Raw genomic sequence first — 18,011 nt, forward strand, 5'->3', positions numbered from 1 at the left:
CCCCTCCTACATTGGGTGTTGTGTACTTACAATCCGATCGGGGTGGCTTCAAAGCGCACACGTGGGTGGGCAATGCGATCCTGGGCCCGCACCAACTCCAACTCGTAACTGGCGCAAGCCTGGGTTTCCAGCAGCACTTCGTGCACGGCCGCTGCGGTGAATTCAAACGCGGCCAGCAGGCTGTCGCCTAACAACACCCGCGCCAGGAACAACCCCGAGGTCAGGTCGCCCACGCCCACCGGTTGGCGCGGGAACGCCAGCAGCGGTCGACGCAGGTGCCAGCTGCCGTCGGCGGTCACCAGCAGCATCTCGAAACCATCCGGCAACTTGCCCGGGTAATCCAAGTGTTTGACCAACACGGCTTTAGGCCCGCGAGCCAGCAACGCCTTGGCCATAGCCAGACAATCGAACAGCGACTGCGGTTTGCGCCCGGCAAAGCTGTCCAATTCCAGTTGGTTGGGGCACAGGAAGTCGGCCATGGCGACGGCTTCATCGAGCAGGAAATCGCTGACTTCCTGGGGCACGATGCAGCCTTTTTCAGGATGACCCATCACCGGGTCGCACAGGTACAAGGCCTTGGGATTGATCGCTTTAATACGCGCCACACCGGTGAGAATCGCCCGGCCCTGAGCCGCGCTGCCCAGATAGCCGGACAGCACCGCATCACAGTTGCCCAACTCACCGATGGCGGCAATCCCTTCCACCAACGCCGGAATTTGCTGCGGCGCCAACACTTCGCCCGCCCACTGGCCATACTGGGTGTGGTTGGAGAACTGCACAGTGTTAAGCGGCCAGACGTTCACCCCGACCCGCTGCATGGGGAACACGGCGGCGCTGTTTCCGGCGTGGCCAAAGACCACATGAGACTGGATCGCAAGCAGATGAGGTGTGCGTTTCATGCAGGGGATTTCCGTAAAGCCATTGAAATTCTGGCCGCGCAGTATGCGACTAAACACAGCCTGTACGACAGGCCAGCGACACAGTTAAGCTGCTCTCACTTTGTTGGAGTTTTTCGCATGCTGACCCTGGGAAACATCTTCGTGTTGATGCTGCTGGCGACCGGCGCCGCCTGGGTTTGGCACAACCACGGCCTGCGCGAACGGGCGCTCGCGCGGGTGAAGCAGCATTGCGCCAAGCTCGATATCGAATTGCTCGACGGTGCCGTAGCGTTGAAACGCATCGGTTTTGTGAAGGACGCCAATGGCCGGCGGCGTCTGGCGCGTATCTATAATTTCGAGTTCACCGTCACGGGCGAGACCCGTCACAGCGGGACCATCACGCAATTTGGCGCCCATAGCGCGCAGATCGAACTGGCGCCCTACCCGTTCGAGGCCAAGGAAGCGCTGCCCAGTGCTGAAGTCATTGAGCTGAGCCAATGGCGTCAGAACCATGCGACTAAAAACCGTCAGTAACGGCAGGCAGTCAGCGCGGCCTGCAATGCAGCCATATCCTGTGGTGTGCTGAAGATCAATTCGATACGTGAGTCGCGGCGCCATTCACTGGGGTGAAAGGCGAGCGGGCTGTTATCCACAGCGTTGGCCGATATCCACCCATCACGGCTGTGGATAACCAGTTTGGCGCGGCGCCACTCAAGCGATGTCAGCCACAGGTGCAGACGCTCGGAATCGAATTTCTGGCTCGGGTGCCAGCGCCAACCGATACTCCAACCGCCCTCCTGGGCCTGGCTCAGGCAGATCGGCAATGCCGGATCGCTCCAGATAGCCGGCAATTGAGCCAGCCCCTTGGGCACCTCGACGTTATCCACAGCCTCTTCAGCCTGCGCATTCAAACCTGGCAGTTTGCCGAGCGGCACGTACGCCTGCCGCGTCCAATAAATGCCACGGTCGGGTAGCTGTCGTTCGACGGCCTCGCGTTGCGCAGCATCCAGCCCCTCATCCTTGTTCAACACCAACAGTCCGGCACTGGCCAACGCTTCCTGCTGCGCTGGCGGCAAGGGTTTGCCCGCAGCCAGCGCTTGGGCATCCAGCACCAGCACACAAGGCTGAACCGCAAGCACCGTCTGCCACGGCGCTTCGCGCAACTGCTGGAGCAACTGCGCAGGATGGCCCAGGCCCGAGGGTTCGATAAACAACCGATCCGGCTTGGCCTTACGCAGCAACCGGCCCAGGCCTACCTGGAACGGTGCGCCATTCACACAACACAGGCAGCCACCAGCGACCTCGCCCAAGGCAATGCCGTCGTCGTCCTGGGTCAGCAACGCAGCATCCAGGCCGATCTGCCCAAACTCATTAATCAGCACCGCCCAGCGCTCGTTGGCCGGGCGTTGGGCGAGCAGGTGCTTGATCAGGCTGGTCTTGCCAGCGCCAAGGGGCCCGGCAATCACGTGGGTGGGAATGTTCTGCAGCATAAGTGCCATCGTTCGGACCGTGTAGAGCGTTTGATCCTACGCGGTTACGCGAGCCAATCCAGCGTCAGAATCAATCGGCGCTCATCCGCTTTCAGCGTGGGGGAGCGGTGGATCAGGCCGTGGCCTTCGTTGCCATGCCATTTGGTGCCCTTGAGCAGGGCCACTTCACCGCACTGAATCTGCTCAATGCGCTCGCTGGGCTCGGCGTCCGGTTGGCTGAGTTTGCGCCGGTCCATTACCCCTTCACGCAACCACTGGCTGCCGATACCTGCATAGGTGGTGATCAGCCGCACCGGCACATGATCGACGTGAAAACGCGGGCACATGGCTTTATCCAACAATCGCAGACGAACGCCTATGCGCTTGGCGCCGAGCAGACAGGCAAAAGCACTGACCAGCCACGACACATCGGCGACAAAGCCTTCATAACCTTCAAGATCGCGGCAACTGGACGCCAATCCTCGCAAGTTCGGCTTGGCGTCTTCGCTGTTGAGTTCGATCACCATCGAATCAGCCAACGGCTCGTTGAGTGCCACAAGCAAGGCGCCGAACTCAGCGATATGCAGCGGCAACTGGCGCTGCCACAGCGCCAGGTTCACGCCGTCTTCGAGGATGTCGGACAGCGCCAGCGGGGTTTCACCGCGGGTCTGGCGAATCACGGGGCGCAGGGGGATAGCCGGTGCCAGCATCAGGCTGCCTCTTCATACCAGGGACCAAACGGATCAGCCAAAAGGCGCCACCCTTCCACGCCAAGGGCCATTTCTTCATCGGTGAGCAAGCACGCATCCAACTCGACGCGCATGTGGGCGAAGTCGATGTTCTGCCCGATAAACACCAGTTCCTGGCGGCAGTCGCCGGTGCTCAGTTGCCAGTTGCCCATAATCGCCGCGACGCTTTCTTGGTCTTGTGGCCATTGGCTTTTCGGTACGAAACGCCACCAGCGTCCGGCAAACCCGTGACGCATCAGGCCGCCTGCCTGGGACCAGCTACCGGCGTCCTGATGCTTGCTGGCCAGCCAGAAAAAGCCCTTTGAGCGCAGCAGTTTGCCGTTTACCCAAGGTCGATCGATAAAGTCGAAGAAGCGTTGCGGATGGAACGGGCGGCGTGCGCGATAGGCCATGGACGCGATGCCATATTCTTCGGTTTCCGGTACATGCTCACCGCGCAGCTCCTGCAACCAGCCTGGCGCTTGGGCCGCACGCTCGAAGTCAAAGCGGCCGGTGTTGAGGATCTTGTGCAGCGGCACCTCGCCCATGACGATCGGGATGATTTCCGCCTGAGCATTGAGGCGCTCAAGGATAGCCATCAGCTCTTCGCGTTCGCTGCTGCTGATCAGGTCGATCTTGCTGATCAAGATGACGTCGGCGAATTCGATCTGCTCGATCAACAGGTCGGTGATTGAACGCTCGTCTTCTTCCCCGAGGGTTTCGCCCCGCGAAGCCAGGCTTTCGGCGGCCTGGTAGTCGAGCAAGAAGTTCATGCCATCGACCACGGTAACCATGGTATCCAGGCGCGCAACATCGGCCAGGCTTTGGTCATTTTCATCGCGAAAGGTGAAGGTTTCTGCCACCGGCAACGGTTCGGAGATACCGGTGGATTCAATCAACAAGTAATCGAACCGACCTTCCTTGGCGAGTTTTCCGACTTCTTCAAGCAAGTCTTCACGCAAGGTGCAGCAGATACAGCCGTTGCTCATCTCCACCAGCTTTTCTTCGGAACGGTTGAGGGTGACGTCACGCTGCACCTCGCTGCCGTCGATGTTGATTTCACTCATGTCGTTGACAATCACCGCCACGCGCAGATTTTCGCGGTTGCGCAGGACATAGTTGAGCAATGTGCTTTTACCGGCGCCGAGAAAGCCGGACAACACGGTAACGGGGAGACGATTGGGCATCAGGTAATCCTCATCAGGGTTAGCCGGTCAAATCGCCCGTTTATGGCGTTCGCGCAGCTCTTCACGTTCTTTGGCTTCGATACACAGGGTGGCGGTGGGACGCAGCAGAAGACGTTGCAGGCCGATGGGTTCGCCGGTTTCGCGGCACCAGCCATATTCGCCACGGGCCAACAGTTCGAGGGCGTCGTCGATCTTGTCCAGCAGCTTCTTCTCCCGTTCCAGCAGGCGCAGTTGCCATTGGCGCTGCTCTTCGGCGCTGCCCACGTCAGCCGGGTCGCTGTTGGTTTCCTGCTCGCGCAGCACCAGGAATTCGCCTTCGATACGCGCTTGCAGTTCAGTGCGCTGAGCCAACAACAGTTCGCGGAAGAAGCCATGCTGGGCTTCATTCATGTAGTCGGCAGGCGGTTGGGTCAGCAGGTCTTGTTCAGTCATGGGGAGAGGTTCACGGGTCAGGCTGTTTTTCAATGTTATAGTATAACAATACAAATAATCCAATCCCCCCTTGCTAGCTTCGACAAAGAGGGCAATGCTTGAACGCATCCCTGCCCCGAGAAACCTTATGAAATACCTGTTGTGCGCCCTGTTACTGGCAGCGGCAGGGACTGCTTGCGCCCAAGCGCCCAGCCTGCTGGCCAACTGCACGCGCAGCGCCAACCTGCTGGCCTGTGTCGACCCACTGGGCAACGCCTACAGTGTGTCGACCGAGGGCAGTACCACGTATTTGCGCGGTTTCGAGGTGGTCGGCAAACGCTATTGGGCACAGACCAACAGCCGTTATGGGCAACTGACGTTTTTTACTGGTTTGGCGTCAGATGGGGAGGCGTGGGTCGGCTACACGCGGCGCGTGGGTTGGACCACGATCAATCGCTTCTCCAGCTCCGGCGGGGCCAGCGCCAAGTTCACCTGCAGCCGCATTACCGGCTGTTAGGCCTGACCATTCTTTTGTTCCTGCACCCACGCCATGTAACTGTTCATCGGCGGATTCTTCTGGAAGTAGTTTTTCAGGCCATCGAACAAGCCATCCGCCACCGCCTGTTGATGACGCGCCGTCACCAAGCGCTGGGCGTCTCGGGCATTGGAGATAAAGCCCGTCTCCACCAGGATCGAGGGCACATCCGGTGACTTGAGCACTGCAAACGCGGCCTGTTCCACACGTTTCTGATGCAGGCTGGTAATGCTTTGCAGGCTCCCGAGCACCGAACTGCCCAGTTGCAGGCTTGAGGCGATGGTGGCGTTCATCGACATGTCGAGAATCACGCCGGCCAGCATCGGGTCTTTATCCTTCAGATTGAGCAACGTGGTAGCGCCCAACAGGTCCGCGCCATTTTCGCGCTGGGCCATAAAGCGTGCGGTGGCCGAGGTCGCGCCGCCCTCCGACAGCGCATACACCGAGGCTCCTGAAGCGGTGAGCCGCGGCGCAGCATCGGCGTGCACCGAGATAAACATATCGGCCTTGTGCTGACGGGCGATGTCCACGCGCTTGCGCAACGGCACGAAGAAATCGTCGTTGCGCACCAGTTTCACGTCAAAGCCCTTCTCGCGCTTCAAACGCTTAGACAGCAGTTGGGCGATGGACAACACCACGTCTTTTTCGCGCTGGCCCTTGGAGCCGATAGCGCCCGGGTCTTTGCCGCCGTGGCCGGGGTCGACCACAACCATGATGTCGCGCTTGGGATGCGCCTTTTCCACTAGCGCCACCAAGGGCGCACGTTCAGCCGCGATTTGACGTGGCGCCTGAGTGGCGCCAGTGAGATCGAGCACCAGGCGATGCCCCTGACCCTCCTGAGGCGGCAACACAAAGCTGGTGAGCCGCATCGGTGCGGCCAGATCGAGCACGATGCGCGTATCCGATTTGCCGAAATGCCCCGAGCGAATCGAGGTGATTCCGGTGTTCTTCAACTCCAGTTGAGAAAAGTCGCCACTGAGAACCGCGCCGCTCAGGTCGATGATCAGGCGCTCCGGCGCCGTCAGGGAGAAGGTCTTGTACTGCACCGGACCGCTGAGGTCGAACACCAACCGCAGCTTGTCATCTGAGCGCCATAAACGCGCGTTACGAATCTGCGTGGCGTAGGCCGTGAGCGGCAAAACAAAAAAGGGGCTGGCCAAGAGCAGATTGAGAAGCTGACGTCTGTGCATGACAAATACCGCAGATAAATGAGCGTCCGTACTCGACATGACTGAAAAAAGCCTACGACAGAAAATTCATCGTAGACTCTATTGTTATACTATAACATATCGAATTATTTCCAACGATGGACCTGCTCATGAACGCGCTGACTCTGCCGGATATCGCCGCGCAGGCTTCACGCCAAGCCTTGCCACTCGACTGGGTCGGCATGTGCGGCATCGCCCTGCCAATCCTGATCGACGGTCAGCGCCTGACCGCCACCGCCGATGCCGGCGTGAGCCTGGATGACGGCACCGCCCGTGGCATTCATATGTCACGCCTGTACCTGGCACTGGAGATGCTCGACCAGCAGCCCCTCACGCCTGCACTTCTGCGCAATGTACTGCAGCGTTTTCTCGACAGTCATGAAGATTTATCTAAGAACGCCTACCTGCGTCTGCACACGAATTTGCTGTTGAAACGCCCGGCGCTGGTCAGCCCCTTAGCTGGCTGGAAAGGCTACCCAGTCAGCATCGAAGCGCGCCTGGAAAATCAGATGTTCCACGTGGAACTAAAAATTAACGTTACTTATTCCTCAACTTGCCCCTGTTCCGCTGCCCTGGCCAGGCAGTTGATTCAGCAGCAATTTCTCGAAGACTTCGCTGACACGCCGTTGCAGCATGAAGACGTACTGACCTGGCTCGGTAGCGCAGACGGCATCGTCGCCACACCCCACAGCCAGCGCAGCAGCGCGCAGTTGCACGTACACCTGCGAGGCGAGCAACTGGCGCTGACCGACATCATCAACGACGCCGAAGCTGCACTCGGCACCGCCGTACAAACCGCTGTGAAACGTGCAGACGAACAAGCCTTCGCCCTGGCCAACGGACAGAACCTAATGTTCTGCGAAGACGCCGCCCGCCGCCTGAACCTCGCCTTGAAACGCTCGGATGCCGTCAACGCCTTCCACCTCAAAGTGATCCACGCCGAAAGCCTGCACGCGCACGATGCCGTGGCTGAAAGCCGCTGGACGAGACACCCTGAATGATCACCTGCAACGCTTTGCGCTGGGGCGCCCCCGGACAACCACTCACACCCGCCATAGATCTCATCCTGGAAAAAGGTAGCCTCACCGGCGTAATTGGTCCCAATGGCTGCGGCAAAAGTAGCCTGCTCAAAGTCATCGCTGGCCTGCAAAAGCCGCTGGCTGGCAAGGTGGTCGTCGATGTTCCACGCCGTGGCGGCCTAGCGTTCCTGCCTCAGCAGCAACACCTTGACCGCCAATTCCCCATTAGCCTGCAAGAACTGGTCGCCGCCGGTTTCTGGGGCACCCGACTCCCCCCGCAACAACGCAATCAGCGCCTGCAAGCAGTGCTGGAAGACTGGTGCCTCAGTGGCCTGGAACAGCGCCCGCTGATGGCGTTGTCCGGCGGCCAATTGCAACGCGCCCTACTCGCCCGCATGAGTTTGGCCGATTCGCCGGTGTTGCTGCTCGATGAACCCCACGCAGCCCTCGATGAGGACGGCCAGACGCTGTGCTGGAAACATATCCACGCCTGGCATGCCGAAGGCCGCACGCTGGTCATCGTTTGCCACGATTTGGCGTCCGTACGCCACCACACCGAGCAAGTGCTGCAAATCAAAAACACCGGTTGTGTGTTCGGCGATAGCAAAGAGCTGATCCGCCCGCAGCCCCAGATGCAGGTGGCCTGATGCACTTCGCCGCCCACTTATGGATGCCCTTCCTCGACTTCGTCTTTATGCGCCGCGCACTGATCGGCGGACTTGTACTCGCGTGCAGCACTGCCCCGCTGGGTGTCTTCCTGATCCTGCGCCGCATGAGCCTGATCGGTGACGCCGTGGCCCACGGCATCCTGCCCGGCGCTGCGCTGGGTTTCTGGTTCGCCGGGCTCAGCCTGCCGGCGCTGACCATCGGCGGCCTCGGCGCCGGCCTGAGCATGGCTGGCCTCTCCGCTTGGATCACTCGCCGTACCGGCCTGCGCGAAGACGCCAGCCTCGCCGCCATCTACCCCATTTCCCTTGCCGCTGGCGTACTGATCCTCGGCCTCGCCGGTAAACGCCTGGATCTTTTGCACTTGCTGTTCGGCTCTGCCTTGGCCGTCGACGCAACCACCCTTACCGGAATGCTCTGGGTGTCCGGGTTCAGCCTGGTCGCCATGGGACTGATCTACAAACCACTGCTGCTGGACACCCTCGACCCGCTGTTCCTGCAAACCGTCAGCCGCCTTGGCCCGCTGGCCCATGGGCTGTTTTTAACCCTGGTGGTGCTGAATCTGGTGATCGGTTTCCAGGCCATCGGCGCGTTGATGGTGGTGGGTCTGATGATGTTACCCGCCATCGCTTCACGTTTCTGGAGCCGGCGCCTGCCGGTGTTGATTGCGGTGTCGGCGGTGCTGGGATGCCTGTCGGTATGGCTTGGTTTGTTGTTGTCGTTCTACTACTCACTGCCCAGCGGCCCGGCGATTGTGCTGGTGGCTGGCGCTGGGTACCTGCTGTCCGTGGTCTTCGGTCCGGTGCACGGTTTGATGCGCCGCCCGCCCCTGCTTACATCCCAATGAGGTGTCTCCCGATGCGCGCTCTACTCGTGCTGTTCAGCCTGCTGCTGCCGCTGTCGATGGCCCAGGCCGCCGACAAACTCCAGGTGGTCACCAGCTTCAGTATTCTCAATGACATTACGCACCAGATCGGTGGCGACCACATTCAGATCAGCAACATGGTCGGCCCGGATGCCGACGCCCACACCTACGAGCCCACACCGGACGATGCCAAGGCGCTGCTCAAGGCCAAGCTGATCATCAAGAACGGCCTCGGTTTCGAACCCTGGCTGGACCGCTTAGTCACCAGCACCGAAACCAAAGCCACGGTGGTCACCGCCAGCAAAGGCGTGATCTCCCACACCATGGAAGAGGATGGCGAAACCATTCCCGACCCGCACGCTTGGCATAACCTGGCCAACGCTGAAATCTATGTGAACAACATCACCAAGGCGCTGGTGGCTGCCGACCCGGCCAACAAGGCCGACTACCTGCGCAACAGCCAAACCTACCTGAAAGAAATCTACCGCCTGCTGGCCGAAGCCAAGACCAAATTCAGTGCTCTGCCCCCAGGCAACCGCCGCATCGTCACCTCCCATGACGCTTTCGGTTACCTGGGCCAGGCCTATGGCATTCAGTTCCTCGCCCCCCAAGGCCTGTCTACCGAACGTGAACCCTCTGCCGCTGAAGTCGCTGCGCTGATCACACAGATCCGCAAAGACAAGGTCAAAGCCGTGTTCATGGAAAACATCAAAGACTCGCGCCTGCTCAAGCAAATTGCCGACGAAAGCGGCGCGCAGATCGGCGGCACGCTGTACTCCGACGCACTCGCCGCCGAAGGCCCGGCCAGCACGTTTACAGGGCTGTTCGAATACAACCTCAACACCTTGTGCGCCGCCCTGAGCAAGCCATGAACCTGAGCATGCTCGAACTGGAAGGGGCTGCCAAAGGCAGTCGCTTCCCACTCAAACCGGTGCTCGATGCCCTGCCATGGAACAGCGATGGCCTGATTGCCGCCATCGCCCAGCAACACAGCAGCGGCGAGGTGTTGATGCTGGCCTGGATGAACCGCCGGGCCCTCACCGAAACCCTCACTACCGGGCAAGTTTGCTACTGGTCACGCTCGCGCCAGCAACTGTGGCGCAAAGGTGAACGCTCCGGTCACTGGCAGCAGTTGGTGGAAGCACGCCTGGATTGCGACGGCGACGCGGTGCTGCTGATCGTCAACCAACTCGGCCCGGCTTGCCACACAGGCCGGCCCACCTGTTTCTACAACGCCATTGATGGCGACTACGTCCACATCATCACGGAGCCCAGCGCATGATCCGCAAGAACCCTTCCGGCGATCTGCCAGTGATTGCCGAATCGGCCTACGTCGACAAGACCGCCATCATCTGCGGCAAGGTCATCATTGGCGAGAACGTCTTCGTCGGCCCGTATGCGGTGATCCGCGCAGACGAAGTCGACGCCAGCGGCGCCATGGATCCGATCACCATCGGCGCCAATTCCAATATTCAGGACGGTGTGGTCATCCACTCCAAATCCGGCGCAGCAGTGACCATCGGTGAGTTCACCTCCATCGCCCACCGCTCCATCGTCCACGGCCCGTGCTCAGTTGGCGACCGTGTATTCATCGGTTTCAACAGCGTGCTGTTCAACTGCGCCGTGGGCGATGGGTGCGTGGTGCGCCATAACTCGGTGGTCGACGGTCGTGATTTACCCGCCGCGTTCTACGTGCCCTCCACCACCCGCATCGGACCGAATACCGACCTGTCGCAATTCCCACCGGTGAGCGTCAGCGCCTCGGAGTTTTCCGAAGACGTGGCACTTACCAACGTCGACTTGGTGCGCGGTTACAAAGCCCTGCAAAACGAGTTCTAAGCCATGAGCCGCCTGCTGATCCGCAACGCCCGCCTGGTCAACGAGGGCCAGATTTTCGACGCCGACGTGCTGGTCGCCAATGGCCGCATCGAAAAGATCGCCAGCAGCATCACCGGCTGTAACGCGCCACTGGCCATCGACGCCAAGGGGCAATGGCTACTGCCGGGCATGATCGACGACCAGGTGCACTTTCGTGACCCCGGCGCGCCGGACAAAGGCAGTTTCTACAGTGAGTCCCGCGCGGCCGCGGCTGGCGGCATCACCAGTGTGATGGACATGCCCAACACCAACCCGGCCACCCTGAACCTGGAGGCGCTGGCCGATAAAAAACGCCGCGCGGCCCTGCACTCGGTGGTCAACTACGGCTTTCACTTCGGGGTAAGTAACGACAATCTCGACATCGTCGCCGCCCTCGACCCCTGCGAGGTGGCGGGAGTCAAAGTGTTCATGGGCGCGTCCACCGGCAATATGCTGGTGGACGACCCACGGATCCTGGAGCGTCTGTTTGCCGAAGTCCCGACCATCCTCCTGGCTCACTGCGAACACACGCCCAGTATCCAGGCCAACGAACGGCGCTTGCGCGAGCGTTTCGGCGATGACATCCCCGCCGTCGCGCACCCCCTGATCCGCGACGCCGAGGCCTGCTATCGCTCGTCCTCTTTCGCGGTGGAGTTAGCCCAGCGCCACGGCACGCGCCTGCATGTGCTGCACCTCACCAGCGCGCGCGAATTGGCTCTGTTTGAAGACAAGCCCCTGGCACAAAAACGCATCACCGCCGAAGTCTGTGTGCACCACTTGCTGTTCGATGACCGGGACTATCACCGCCTCGGCCATCAGATCAAATGCAACCCGGCGATCAAGACCCGTGCCGACCGCGACGCGTTGCGCCAGGCGTTATTGAATGATCGTTTGGATGTGATTGGCACAGACCACGCGCCGCATACCTGGGCGCAAAAACAACTGGCCTATCGCGAAGCGCCGTCGGGATTGCCCCTGGTGCAACATGCGCTGCCGGCGTTACTGGAGCTGGTGGCAGACGGGCTGCTGCCGCTGGCCACGCTGGTCGCGAAGACCAGCCACCGGGTCGCCGACCTGTTTGCTATCCCGGACCGTGGTTATCTGCGTGAAGGGTATTGGGCCGACCTGGTGCTGATCAAACCCGAGCCCGAAGGTAAGCCGGTCAGGGATGAGCCGATTCTTGCCCGCTGCGGCTGGACGCCCTTTGCAGAGCGCAGCTTTCGCCACAGCGTCAGCACCACCCTGGTCTCCGGCCACCTGGCCTGGCACAACGGCAAGGTGGTCGACAGCTGCCAGGGTTTGCCGCTGCACTTTCTGCGTTAAGCGCGTGGTTTGACCGTACCGCAATCGTTGCCCAGCCACTGGGCGTGAGTGTCCAGGCTGCCCTTCTGCTGAATGCCGGTGGCATTGAAGGTGCCGTTGACGGTCGTGGTGAATTCTTTCTGGCTTTGGAAAGTGGCGACTCCGGTGCCCTGAGCTTTCGGGCAGCTGAAACGGAATTTCCACTGGTTGCCGGTTTTGTCGGTCACTTCCTGTTTGCAGCCCGATTGCGGGTCGGTCAAAGGGATTGAGTCCGAGGCGACCTGGGCTGGAGTGAGGCACACCTGCACGCCTTTACCTGCCATGGTGATGCCCTGCTTTTCGAGCATCGCGCGCTGTTCGGGGGTCATCTGTTGCTTGAGCTGACCGAGGATCAGCGACAGGTCCGGCAGGTCCTGGTTATCGACTTTCATATTGCTGGTGGTCAATTCCCACAAACCCGGCGCCAGCATCTGCGCCTGCGCTGCCACCGGCAACGACAAACCAACAACCATGGATAAACAGAGCAGACGAGCATTCATCGGGTAACTCCTGGGCAATTGTGGGCGTTAGACGCTGCAAAGGCGCCAGTGTTGCACGCCAAATAAAATAGCGACATTCGCAGCCGAACATGGTCTGTTAGGCATTGGATTGTCTGGAGTACTGTCGTCCATGGATTTCTTTGGCCCGCACCTGCTCGCCTACTTCATCGCCACGCTGCACTTTCTCGGGACTCTCGCCGCGATCCACGCGGTGCTGACCGTCAGGACCGCTCAAGGCTCGATAGCCTGGGCCTTGTCGCTGATGTTCATGCCCTATCTCACGTTGATCCCCTACCTGATTTTTGGCCGCAGCACCTTCGACGCGTATATCCAGGCGCGGCGCCAGGCCAATCAGGAAATGCACACCGCCATCACCGCGCTGAACTGGCGTCCTTGGGTTGAGGAGGCGCTCGCTGCGCGCAACTCCAGCGCTTACGCCTCGTTGCGCGCCATGCCCAAACTGGGTCGCATGCCGTGCCTGGCCAACAATGAAGTACGCCTGCTGATCAATGGCGACGCCACCTTCAGCGCGATCTTTGAAGCCATTCGCAACGCCAAAACCGCTGTGTTGTTTCAGTTTTTCATCATTCATGACGATGAACTTGGCCGCCAATTACATACGCTGCTGAAAGAAAAGGCTGCCCAAGGCGTGGCCATCTACGTGCTCTACGACCGCATTGGCAGTCACGCCCTGCCCCATCGCTACGTGCAATCACTGCGCGACGCCGGCGTGCAGGTCAAGGCCTTCGCCACCCGCAGTGGATGGCTCAACCGCTTCCAGGTCAACTTTCGCAACCATCGCAAAATCGTGGTGGTGGATGGCATCACCGGGTTTGTCGGCGGGCATAACGTGGGTGATGAATACCTGGGCAAAAAACCGCCATTGGCGCCATGGCGCGATACCCATGTACAGGTCACAGGTCCCGTGGTGGCGTGCCTGCAGGAGTCGTTTGCCGAAGACTGGTTCTGGGCCGCGCGCGAACTACCGCCGCTGATCTTGCCGGACACCTATCCCGAAGATGGCGTGCTCTGCCAATTGCTCGCCAGCGGTCCGGCCGATCCGTATGAAACCTGTTCGCTGTTTTTCGTCGAGGCCATCCACGCAGCGACCGAGCGGGTATGGATCACCAGCCCGTATTTCGTCCCCGATGAAGCGGTGTTTGCCGCTCTGCGCCTGGCGGTACTACGCGGAGTGGATGTGCGCCTGCTGCTGCCGTCGCGGCCGGATCACCGCATTGTGTATGCCGCCTCCAGCCTCTACGCCATCGAAGCCGTGCGCGCCGGAGTGCGGGTGTTCCGCTACACGCCGGGCTTTCTGCATCAGAAGGTAGTGTTGGTGGACAGCGAGATCAGCGCCATTGGCAGTGCCAACATGGACAACCGTTCGTTCCGGCTGAATTTTGAAGTGATGCTGCTGACCGTCGATGAAGCCTTCGCCCAGGAGGTGGAGCATATGCTGCTCGATGACTTCGCGCAGGCCCATGAAGTCAGCCAGGAAGAAAGCCGCGAAACACGGCGCCTGCAACAACTTGGGATGCGTGTGGCGCGCTTGATCTCACCAATCCTTTAACCAGACAACACAAAACAAAATGTGGGAGGGGGCTTGCTCCCGATAGCGGGGGGTCAGTCAACGGGTGGCGACTGATATACCGCTATCGGGAGCAAGCCCCCTCCCACAGTTGGATCTTCACCTTTCTGGAACATCAGATCAGCGATAGATGTCTTCCCGCGTCCACGGCAGTTCATGGCTACCATCCGCGTGAGGCTTCACCGCGAGGATCTGGTGCAGGTTGATCCAACCCCGTGCAAACGCATAGGCGCAACCGGCCAGGTACAACCGCCAGATACGCAACGCCTGTTCTGGCACCATCTTGGCCGCCGCTTCCAGGTTGTCCTCCAGCCGCTCACTCCAATGGTCCAGGGTTCGGGCGTAGTGAAGGCGCAGGCTTTCGACGTCGACGACTTCCAGCCCGACTTCGCTGATCTCGGCGGTCATCATTGCCAAGTGTGGCAACTCACCGTTTGGGAACACGTACCGCTCGATAAACTCCCCGGCGCCACGGCCCACCGGGCGGCCATCGGTGTGCTTGGCGGTGATGCCATGGTTCATCACCAGGCCGCCTTCACGCACCGCACCGAACAGGGTCTGGCAGTACTGCGCCAGGTTGGCGTGGCCGACGTGTTCGAACATGCCCACGCTTACGACTTTGTCGAATCGGCCGTCCTGGGGTAGATCACGGTAGTCCAGCAGTTGCAGGTCGATCTGGTCTTCCAGTCCCTCGGCTTTGACTCGCTCCCGAGCCAATACCAACTGCTCTTTGCTCAGGGTGATGCCAAACACTTTCACCCCGAACTCCCGCGCCGCAAACCGCGCCAGCCCGCCCCATCCGCAACCGACGTCGAGCAAATACTCCCCCGCCTGCAAGCGTAGCTTGCGGCACAGGTGGCGGAATTTGTCTTGTTGGGCCTGGTCGATGGATTCGCTGCCGGTTTCGAAATAGCCGCAGGAGTACGCCATGTCCTGATCCAGCCACAGCTGATAGAACTCATTGGACAGGTCGTAATGGTAGGAAATCGCCGCCGCATCCGTGGCCTTGTCGTGGATCGAGCGCACCGGATGACTGTCGCCGTCGCCCTCGATCAAGGCATGACTCAGCTCATCACAGACCCGGATCACTTCGCTGATGGAACCTTCCAGCTCCAGTTTGCCCTCGACGAAGGCTTCGCCCAGTGAGTCGAGTGTGGGATGGGTCAGTTGCGAGACGACCGTGGGGTCCTTCACCACGATGGTCACACTGGGCTCTGGGCCCAAGTTGAATTCATGGCCGTCCCAGAGTCGCAGACGCAGCGGTAGCTGAAGATTCTGTAAGGCCGGTGGAAGTTGCGCGAGCATGAGTAGTCCCCCCTTGTTTCAGACGTCTGAACTGAGGGTAGACCATCCCAATAAAAGTAGGAGGCTATCGATTTGATAGCCCTCTTCTATGGAGCTCGGCGTTGGAGCAAACCGTCCTGGACCCACTGTTTCAGCCATGTAACAGCCTGCAGCGGCGCACCCTCTGCATAAGTGACTGCTAGCTGCTCACACAGTTCTGCGAAGGTCCAACCGGTCGTCACCATACCGGCCAATGCTAAGGCTTCCGCAGGTTCCAGGCTGCGGTAATGGCACACCTGATGAAGGCGCCATACCAGGCAGATCTGCGCCAGGTCCAAGGTGTAGCTGCCTGGGAAATCCGCCCCATCTTTGCTGGCACGCCAGATGCCCACGCTGTTGAAGTGACACAGTCGCTGCTGCACGGACGGTGTCAGGGCAACCTGCAAACCCGGCCAATCTTCGGGCGGCAGGAGCGCCATGTCATTCAGGGACAGCGGCTGACCCTGCGGCGCATCGAAGGCCAGGGTAAAAGCCCACTCCAACTTAGCCAGCTCTGCCAGCGGTGCACTTTGTTCGGCCACGAGGTGCTCGTGGATAAACGCCGGCAACCGTTCGCCAAACCAGCGCAAGCTGTAATGGGCCGACGGATAACGGCGTACATAAGCGTGGGTCAGCGCCGCAAACTCATCATCCCCCAGCCAATAGAGGATGGCGCTGAAGTCGTGCCGCAGTACTTCCTGCAACCGCGCGATATAGGCGTTGTGATAGATCGCCAGGCCCGTGTCTACGTCCAGCGTCGGCCCGCCCAATAAAGTGGCGGCAAAGCCACTGTTGGCGTCGGGGGTTTGGGCTAATAAATGCTGTTCAAAGGCCAACTGCCAATCGGTCAGGCGCATACCGCTCTCCTGGCCAAGGCGGTGGCGCCCAGTTCGCGGGCCTTGCTCAACTCGGTGAGCAGCTCTTCGAACGGCGGAAAATGGTCATCGCGCTCCAACAGCGTCGACACAGGCCCCACGTGCTCCAGGGTCTGTTGGTACAGCGCCCACACCGGATCACAGACCGGATGGTCGTGGGTATCGACCACGTAGTCGCCATAGTCCATATGCCCCGCCAAATGCAGCTGGCGAATGCTGTCGGGCGGCAGGTTGCGGATAAAGGTCCAGGCATCGAAGCCATGGTTGCGAGAGCTGACATACACATTATTGACGTCCAGCAACAACTGGCACCCCGACAGATGAGCCAAGGCGTTGAGGAATTCCCACTCGGTGAATTCATCTGCCTTGGAACGCACGTAACTGGAGACGTTTTCCAGCACCAGCGGACGCTGCAACACGTCCTGCACTTGGCGAACGCGGCTGGCGACGTGATAGAGGCTTTCTTCGGTGTAAGGCAGAGGCAGCAGGTCGTGCAACTGGTGCGCACTGCCGCGGCTCCAGCACAGATGATCGGAAACCCACGCCGGTTGAATACGCTCGGCGAGCTGTTTGATCTGCTTGAGGTAATCGATATCGATGGCGTGGGGCCCGCCGATGGACAGGGACACCCCGTGCATCACCAGGGGATAGCGCTCGGCTATCGCGTCCAGGAAGTACAAGGCTTTACCGCCCTGCACCAGATAATTCTCGGAGATCACTTCGAACCAATCCACGGCCGGCGATTGTTCAAGGATCTGCTGGTAGTACTCACTGCGTAAACCCAGGCCGTAACCCAGACTTGGAAGGGAAGCGGACATGGCTGACTCCTGGGGAAAGTGTGTCCGCAGCGGAGGGGGGCTGCCGCTGCGGTTGCACTCGTTTGCCGGTTATTCGCCGACTTTGCCGCCAGCCGCGTCACAGGCTGCCTTGGTCATAGCCTTGAAGCCGTGGCCCTTGCACTCTGCCTGGCCTTTGCAGGCGTTTTCAGCGGTCTTGCAGTCGTTCATGCCCTTGCAGGAGGTTACGCCGTAGCAATGCACTGGCGCGTCTGCGGCTTGTACCTGGGTGGCGACACCAGCAAACATGGTAGCGGCGGCCATCGCGAAAGCGGCACCAGCAGCGGCGGATTTAATGTTCATTGTTGTATTCCTCATGATCAGTAGTGGCGTCGGTCTGAACGGATTGTTCAGTCTCGACACACCACTAGAGTGAGGCCCCCCACCGGCGTTACAGCGGTGCGCAAATATTGCTGAAAATTATTCGTCGAGTTTCAAAAGCGGCTCGTGGAAGCGTAGCAAACGCCCGGCGTTACCCAGCACCAGCAACGTGCTGAGGTTGTGCAACACTGCCGCGATCATTGCCCCTGCGGCCCCCAACCAGCCAAATGCGGCGAACACCACAATCGCCAGCGTCCAGCCCAGACCGATGATCACATTGACCTGCAACGTGTGCCGACACTGGCGACTCAAGCGCACACAGGTGCCGAGGCGGCGCAGGTCGCTGCCGATCAGCACCACGTCCGCTGAAGCCAGCGCGATGTCCGCCCCGCCCGCCCCCATTG

General features: G+C 60.3%; 21 protein-coding genes and 1 pseudogene. 10 read left to right on the forward strand and 12 right to left on the reverse strand.

Annotation, left to right across the window (positions count from 1 at the left end):
* Positions 1-26: 26 nt before the first annotated feature.
* Entirely contained in the window at positions 27-899 is an 873-nt protein-coding gene (pdxY, locus tag G9Q84_RS06260) for a pyridoxal kinase PdxY (protein WP_032884487.1), read from the reverse strand.
* A gap of 117 nt (positions 900-1,016) precedes the next feature.
* Here pdxY and G9Q84_RS06265 point away from each other — a divergent pair, with 117 nt between their 5' ends.
* Positions 1,017-1,412, forward strand: coding sequence for a DUF3301 domain-containing protein (locus G9Q84_RS06265; RefSeq protein ID WP_032884488.1), 396 nt, complete (start codon positions 1,017-1,019; stop codon positions 1,410-1,412).
* Here G9Q84_RS06265 and G9Q84_RS06270 read toward each other — a convergent pair.
* From G9Q84_RS06270 to dksA, 4 genes are read right to left on the reverse strand one after another with little or no spacing between them, the layout of a single operon-like run.
* A complete protein-coding gene (locus G9Q84_RS06270; protein ID WP_181643039.1) occupies positions 1,406-2,368 on the reverse strand; it encodes a CobW family GTP-binding protein in 963 nt (320 codons plus the stop codon). The genes G9Q84_RS06265 and G9Q84_RS06270 overlap by 7 nt on opposite strands.
* A 44-nt stretch (positions 2,369-2,412) precedes the next feature.
* Positions 2,413-3,057, reverse strand: a complete 645-nt coding sequence (locus tag G9Q84_RS06275) for a DUF1826 domain-containing protein (protein WP_181643040.1) — start codon at positions 3,055-3,057, stop codon at positions 2,413-2,415.
* Complete coding sequence (zigA, locus tag G9Q84_RS06280) at positions 3,057-4,262, reverse strand: zinc metallochaperone GTPase ZigA (RefSeq protein WP_181643041.1); 1,206 nt, start codon at positions 4,260-4,262, stop codon at positions 3,057-3,059. The genes G9Q84_RS06275 and zigA overlap by 1 nt, the downstream gene beginning before the upstream one ends.
* Positions 4,263-4,289: 27 nt before the next feature.
* Complete coding sequence (gene dksA, locus G9Q84_RS06285) at positions 4,290-4,694, reverse strand: RNA polymerase-binding protein DksA (protein WP_032884492.1); 405 nt, start codon at positions 4,692-4,694, stop codon at positions 4,290-4,292.
* 127 nt (positions 4,695-4,821) lie between these two features.
* Here dksA and G9Q84_RS06290 point away from each other — a divergent pair, with 127 nt between their 5' ends.
* Positions 4,822-5,190 carry a hypothetical protein gene (locus tag G9Q84_RS06290; protein ID WP_032884493.1) on the forward strand — a complete coding sequence of 123 codons (369 nt, stop codon included), beginning with the start codon at positions 4,822-4,824 and terminating at the stop codon, positions 5,188-5,190.
* On the opposite strand, the gene G9Q84_RS06295 is transcribed toward G9Q84_RS06290, so the two are convergent.
* A complete protein-coding gene (locus tag G9Q84_RS06295) occupies positions 5,187-6,398 on the reverse strand; it encodes an N-acetylmuramoyl-L-alanine amidase (RefSeq protein WP_181643042.1) in 1,212 nt (403 codons plus the stop codon). The genes G9Q84_RS06290 and G9Q84_RS06295 overlap by 4 nt on opposite strands.
* Positions 6,399-6,526: 128 nt before the next feature.
* On the opposite strand from G9Q84_RS06295, the gene folE2 reads away from it, so the two are divergent.
* Genes folE2 through G9Q84_RS06330 form a run of 7 tightly spaced genes read left to right on the forward strand, consistent with a single transcriptional unit; the run spans position 6,527 to position 12,146 of the window.
* A complete protein-coding gene (folE2, locus tag G9Q84_RS06300) occupies positions 6,527-7,417 on the forward strand; it encodes a GTP cyclohydrolase FolE2 (protein WP_032884495.1) in 891 nt (296 codons plus the stop codon).
* A complete protein-coding gene (locus G9Q84_RS06305) occupies positions 7,414-8,082 on the forward strand; it encodes a metal ABC transporter ATP-binding protein (protein WP_032884496.1) in 669 nt (222 codons plus the stop codon). The genes folE2 and G9Q84_RS06305 overlap by 4 nt, the downstream gene beginning before the upstream one ends.
* Entirely contained in the window at positions 8,082-8,948 is an 867-nt protein-coding gene (locus G9Q84_RS06310) for a metal ABC transporter permease (RefSeq protein WP_032884497.1), read from the forward strand. The genes G9Q84_RS06305 and G9Q84_RS06310 overlap by 1 nt, the downstream gene beginning before the upstream one ends.
* A gap of 11 nt (positions 8,949-8,959) precedes the next feature.
* On the forward strand, positions 8,960-9,838 hold the full coding sequence (locus G9Q84_RS06315) for a metal ABC transporter substrate-binding protein (RefSeq protein ID WP_032884498.1): 879 nt from the start codon (positions 8,960-8,962) through the stop codon (positions 9,836-9,838).
* Complete coding sequence (gene hisI, locus G9Q84_RS06320; RefSeq protein WP_095185253.1) at positions 9,835-10,248, forward strand: phosphoribosyl-AMP cyclohydrolase; 414 nt, start codon at positions 9,835-9,837, stop codon at positions 10,246-10,248. The genes G9Q84_RS06315 and hisI overlap by 4 nt, the downstream gene beginning before the upstream one ends.
* The gene (locus tag G9Q84_RS06325) at positions 10,245-10,805 is read left to right on the forward strand and encodes a gamma carbonic anhydrase family protein (RefSeq protein ID WP_032884500.1); all 561 of its coding nucleotides are present in this window, start codon (positions 10,245-10,247) and stop codon (positions 10,803-10,805) included. Before hisI ends, G9Q84_RS06325 begins: the two co-directional genes overlap by 4 nt.
* Positions 10,806-10,808: 3 nt before the next feature.
* On the forward strand, positions 10,809-12,146 hold the full coding sequence (locus G9Q84_RS06330) for a dihydroorotase (protein WP_181643043.1): 1,338 nt from the start codon (positions 10,809-10,811) through the stop codon (positions 12,144-12,146).
* Here G9Q84_RS06330 and G9Q84_RS06335 read toward each other — a convergent pair.
* Entirely contained in the window at positions 12,143-12,664 is a 522-nt protein-coding gene (locus G9Q84_RS06335; protein ID WP_032884502.1) for a DUF3617 domain-containing protein, read from the reverse strand. The genes G9Q84_RS06330 and G9Q84_RS06335 overlap by 4 nt on opposite strands.
* Before the next feature lie 130 nt (positions 12,665-12,794).
* Between G9Q84_RS06335 and cls the strand changes: the two genes are divergently transcribed.
* Positions 12,795-14,234 (forward strand): cardiolipin synthase, encoded by a 1,440-nt coding sequence (cls, locus tag G9Q84_RS06340; RefSeq protein ID WP_095185255.1) that lies wholly within the window; start codon positions 12,795-12,797, stop codon positions 14,232-14,234.
* 138 nt (positions 14,235-14,372) lie between these two features.
* Here cls and cfaB read toward each other — a convergent pair whose 3' ends face one another.
* The 5 genes and pseudogenes from cfaB to G9Q84_RS06365 form a co-directional block, all read right to left on the reverse strand.
* Positions 14,373-15,557, reverse strand: coding sequence for a C17 cyclopropane fatty acid synthase CfaB (gene cfaB, locus G9Q84_RS06345; RefSeq protein WP_032884504.1), 1,185 nt, complete (start codon positions 15,555-15,557; stop codon positions 14,373-14,375).
* An 86-nt stretch (positions 15,558-15,643) separates the two neighbouring features.
* Positions 15,644-16,432 (reverse strand): HvfC/BufC N-terminal domain-containing protein, encoded by a 789-nt coding sequence (locus G9Q84_RS06350; protein WP_181639338.1) that lies wholly within the window; start codon positions 16,430-16,432, stop codon positions 15,644-15,646.
* Positions 16,423-17,268 carry an MNIO family bufferin maturase gene (gene bufB / locus G9Q84_RS06355; protein ID WP_122681878.1) on the reverse strand — a complete coding sequence of 282 codons (846 nt, stop codon included), beginning with the start codon at positions 17,266-17,268 and terminating at the stop codon, positions 16,423-16,425. Before bufB ends, G9Q84_RS06350 begins: the two co-directional genes overlap by 10 nt.
* A gap of 69 nt (positions 17,269-17,337) precedes the next feature.
* Positions 17,338-17,589, reverse strand: coding sequence for a BufA2 family periplasmic bufferin-type metallophore (gene bufA2 / locus G9Q84_RS06360; RefSeq protein ID WP_032884507.1), 252 nt, complete (start codon positions 17,587-17,589; stop codon positions 17,338-17,340).
* A gap of 117 nt (positions 17,590-17,706) precedes the next feature.
* Positions 17,707-18,011 (reverse strand): annotated as a pseudogene (locus G9Q84_RS06365) (cation-transporting P-type ATPase); the annotation flags it as partial.

It is taken from the genome of Pseudomonas sivasensis (assembly GCF_013778505.1).
Classification (GTDB): Bacteria; Pseudomonadota; Gammaproteobacteria; order Pseudomonadales; family Pseudomonadaceae; genus Aquipseudomonas; species Aquipseudomonas sivasensis.

What these genes read in the sequence shown, in the direction of transcription:
- pdxY (WP_032884487.1), bottom strand. Translation starts at nt 899, where the DNA reads ATGAAACGCACACCTCATCTGCTTGCGATCCAGTCTCATGTGGTCTTT.
- G9Q84_RS06265 (WP_032884488.1), top strand. Translation starts at nt 1,017, where the DNA reads ATGCTGACCCTGGGAAACATCTTCGTGTTGATGCTGCTGGCGACCGGC.
- G9Q84_RS06270 (WP_181643039.1), bottom strand. Translation starts at nt 2,368, where the DNA reads ATGCTGCAGAACATTCCCACCCACGTGATTGCCGGGCCCCTTGGCGCT.
- G9Q84_RS06275 (WP_181643040.1), bottom strand. Translation starts at nt 3,057, where the DNA reads ATGCTGGCACCGGCTATCCCCCTGCGCCCCGTGATTCGCCAGACCCGC.
- zigA (WP_181643041.1), bottom strand. Translation starts at nt 4,262, where the DNA reads ATGCCCAATCGTCTCCCCGTTACCGTGTTGTCCGGCTTTCTCGGCGCC.
- dksA (WP_032884492.1), bottom strand. Translation starts at nt 4,694, where the DNA reads ATGACTGAACAAGACCTGCTGACCCAACCGCCTGCCGACTACATGAAT.
- G9Q84_RS06290 (WP_032884493.1), top strand. Translation starts at nt 4,822, where the DNA reads ATGAAATACCTGTTGTGCGCCCTGTTACTGGCAGCGGCAGGGACTGCT.
- G9Q84_RS06295 (WP_181643042.1), bottom strand. Translation starts at nt 6,398, where the DNA reads ATGCACAGACGTCAGCTTCTCAATCTGCTCTTGGCCAGCCCCTTTTTT.
- folE2 (WP_032884495.1), top strand. Translation starts at nt 6,527, where the DNA reads ATGAACGCGCTGACTCTGCCGGATATCGCCGCGCAGGCTTCACGCCAA.
- G9Q84_RS06305 (WP_032884496.1), top strand. Translation starts at nt 7,414, where the DNA reads ATGATCACCTGCAACGCTTTGCGCTGGGGCGCCCCCGGACAACCACTC.
- G9Q84_RS06310 (WP_032884497.1), top strand. Translation starts at nt 8,082, where the DNA reads ATGCACTTCGCCGCCCACTTATGGATGCCCTTCCTCGACTTCGTCTTT.
- G9Q84_RS06315 (WP_032884498.1), top strand. Translation starts at nt 8,960, where the DNA reads ATGCGCGCTCTACTCGTGCTGTTCAGCCTGCTGCTGCCGCTGTCGATG.
- hisI (WP_095185253.1), top strand. Translation starts at nt 9,835, where the DNA reads ATGAACCTGAGCATGCTCGAACTGGAAGGGGCTGCCAAAGGCAGTCGC.
- G9Q84_RS06325 (WP_032884500.1), top strand. Translation starts at nt 10,245, where the DNA reads ATGATCCGCAAGAACCCTTCCGGCGATCTGCCAGTGATTGCCGAATCG.
- G9Q84_RS06330 (WP_181643043.1), top strand. Translation starts at nt 10,809, where the DNA reads ATGAGCCGCCTGCTGATCCGCAACGCCCGCCTGGTCAACGAGGGCCAG.
- G9Q84_RS06335 (WP_032884502.1), bottom strand. Translation starts at nt 12,664, where the DNA reads ATGAATGCTCGTCTGCTCTGTTTATCCATGGTTGTTGGTTTGTCGTTG.
- cls (WP_095185255.1), top strand. Translation starts at nt 12,795, where the DNA reads ATGGATTTCTTTGGCCCGCACCTGCTCGCCTACTTCATCGCCACGCTG.
- cfaB (WP_032884504.1), bottom strand. Translation starts at nt 15,557, where the DNA reads ATGCTCGCGCAACTTCCACCGGCCTTACAGAATCTTCAGCTACCGCTG.
- G9Q84_RS06350 (WP_181639338.1), bottom strand. Translation starts at nt 16,432, where the DNA reads ATGCGCCTGACCGATTGGCAGTTGGCCTTTGAACAGCATTTATTAGCC.
- bufB (WP_122681878.1), bottom strand. Translation starts at nt 17,268, where the DNA reads ATGTCCGCTTCCCTTCCAAGTCTGGGTTACGGCCTGGGTTTACGCAGT.
- bufA2 (WP_032884507.1), bottom strand. Translation starts at nt 17,589, where the DNA reads ATGAACATTAAATCCGCCGCTGCTGGTGCCGCTTTCGCGATGGCCGCC.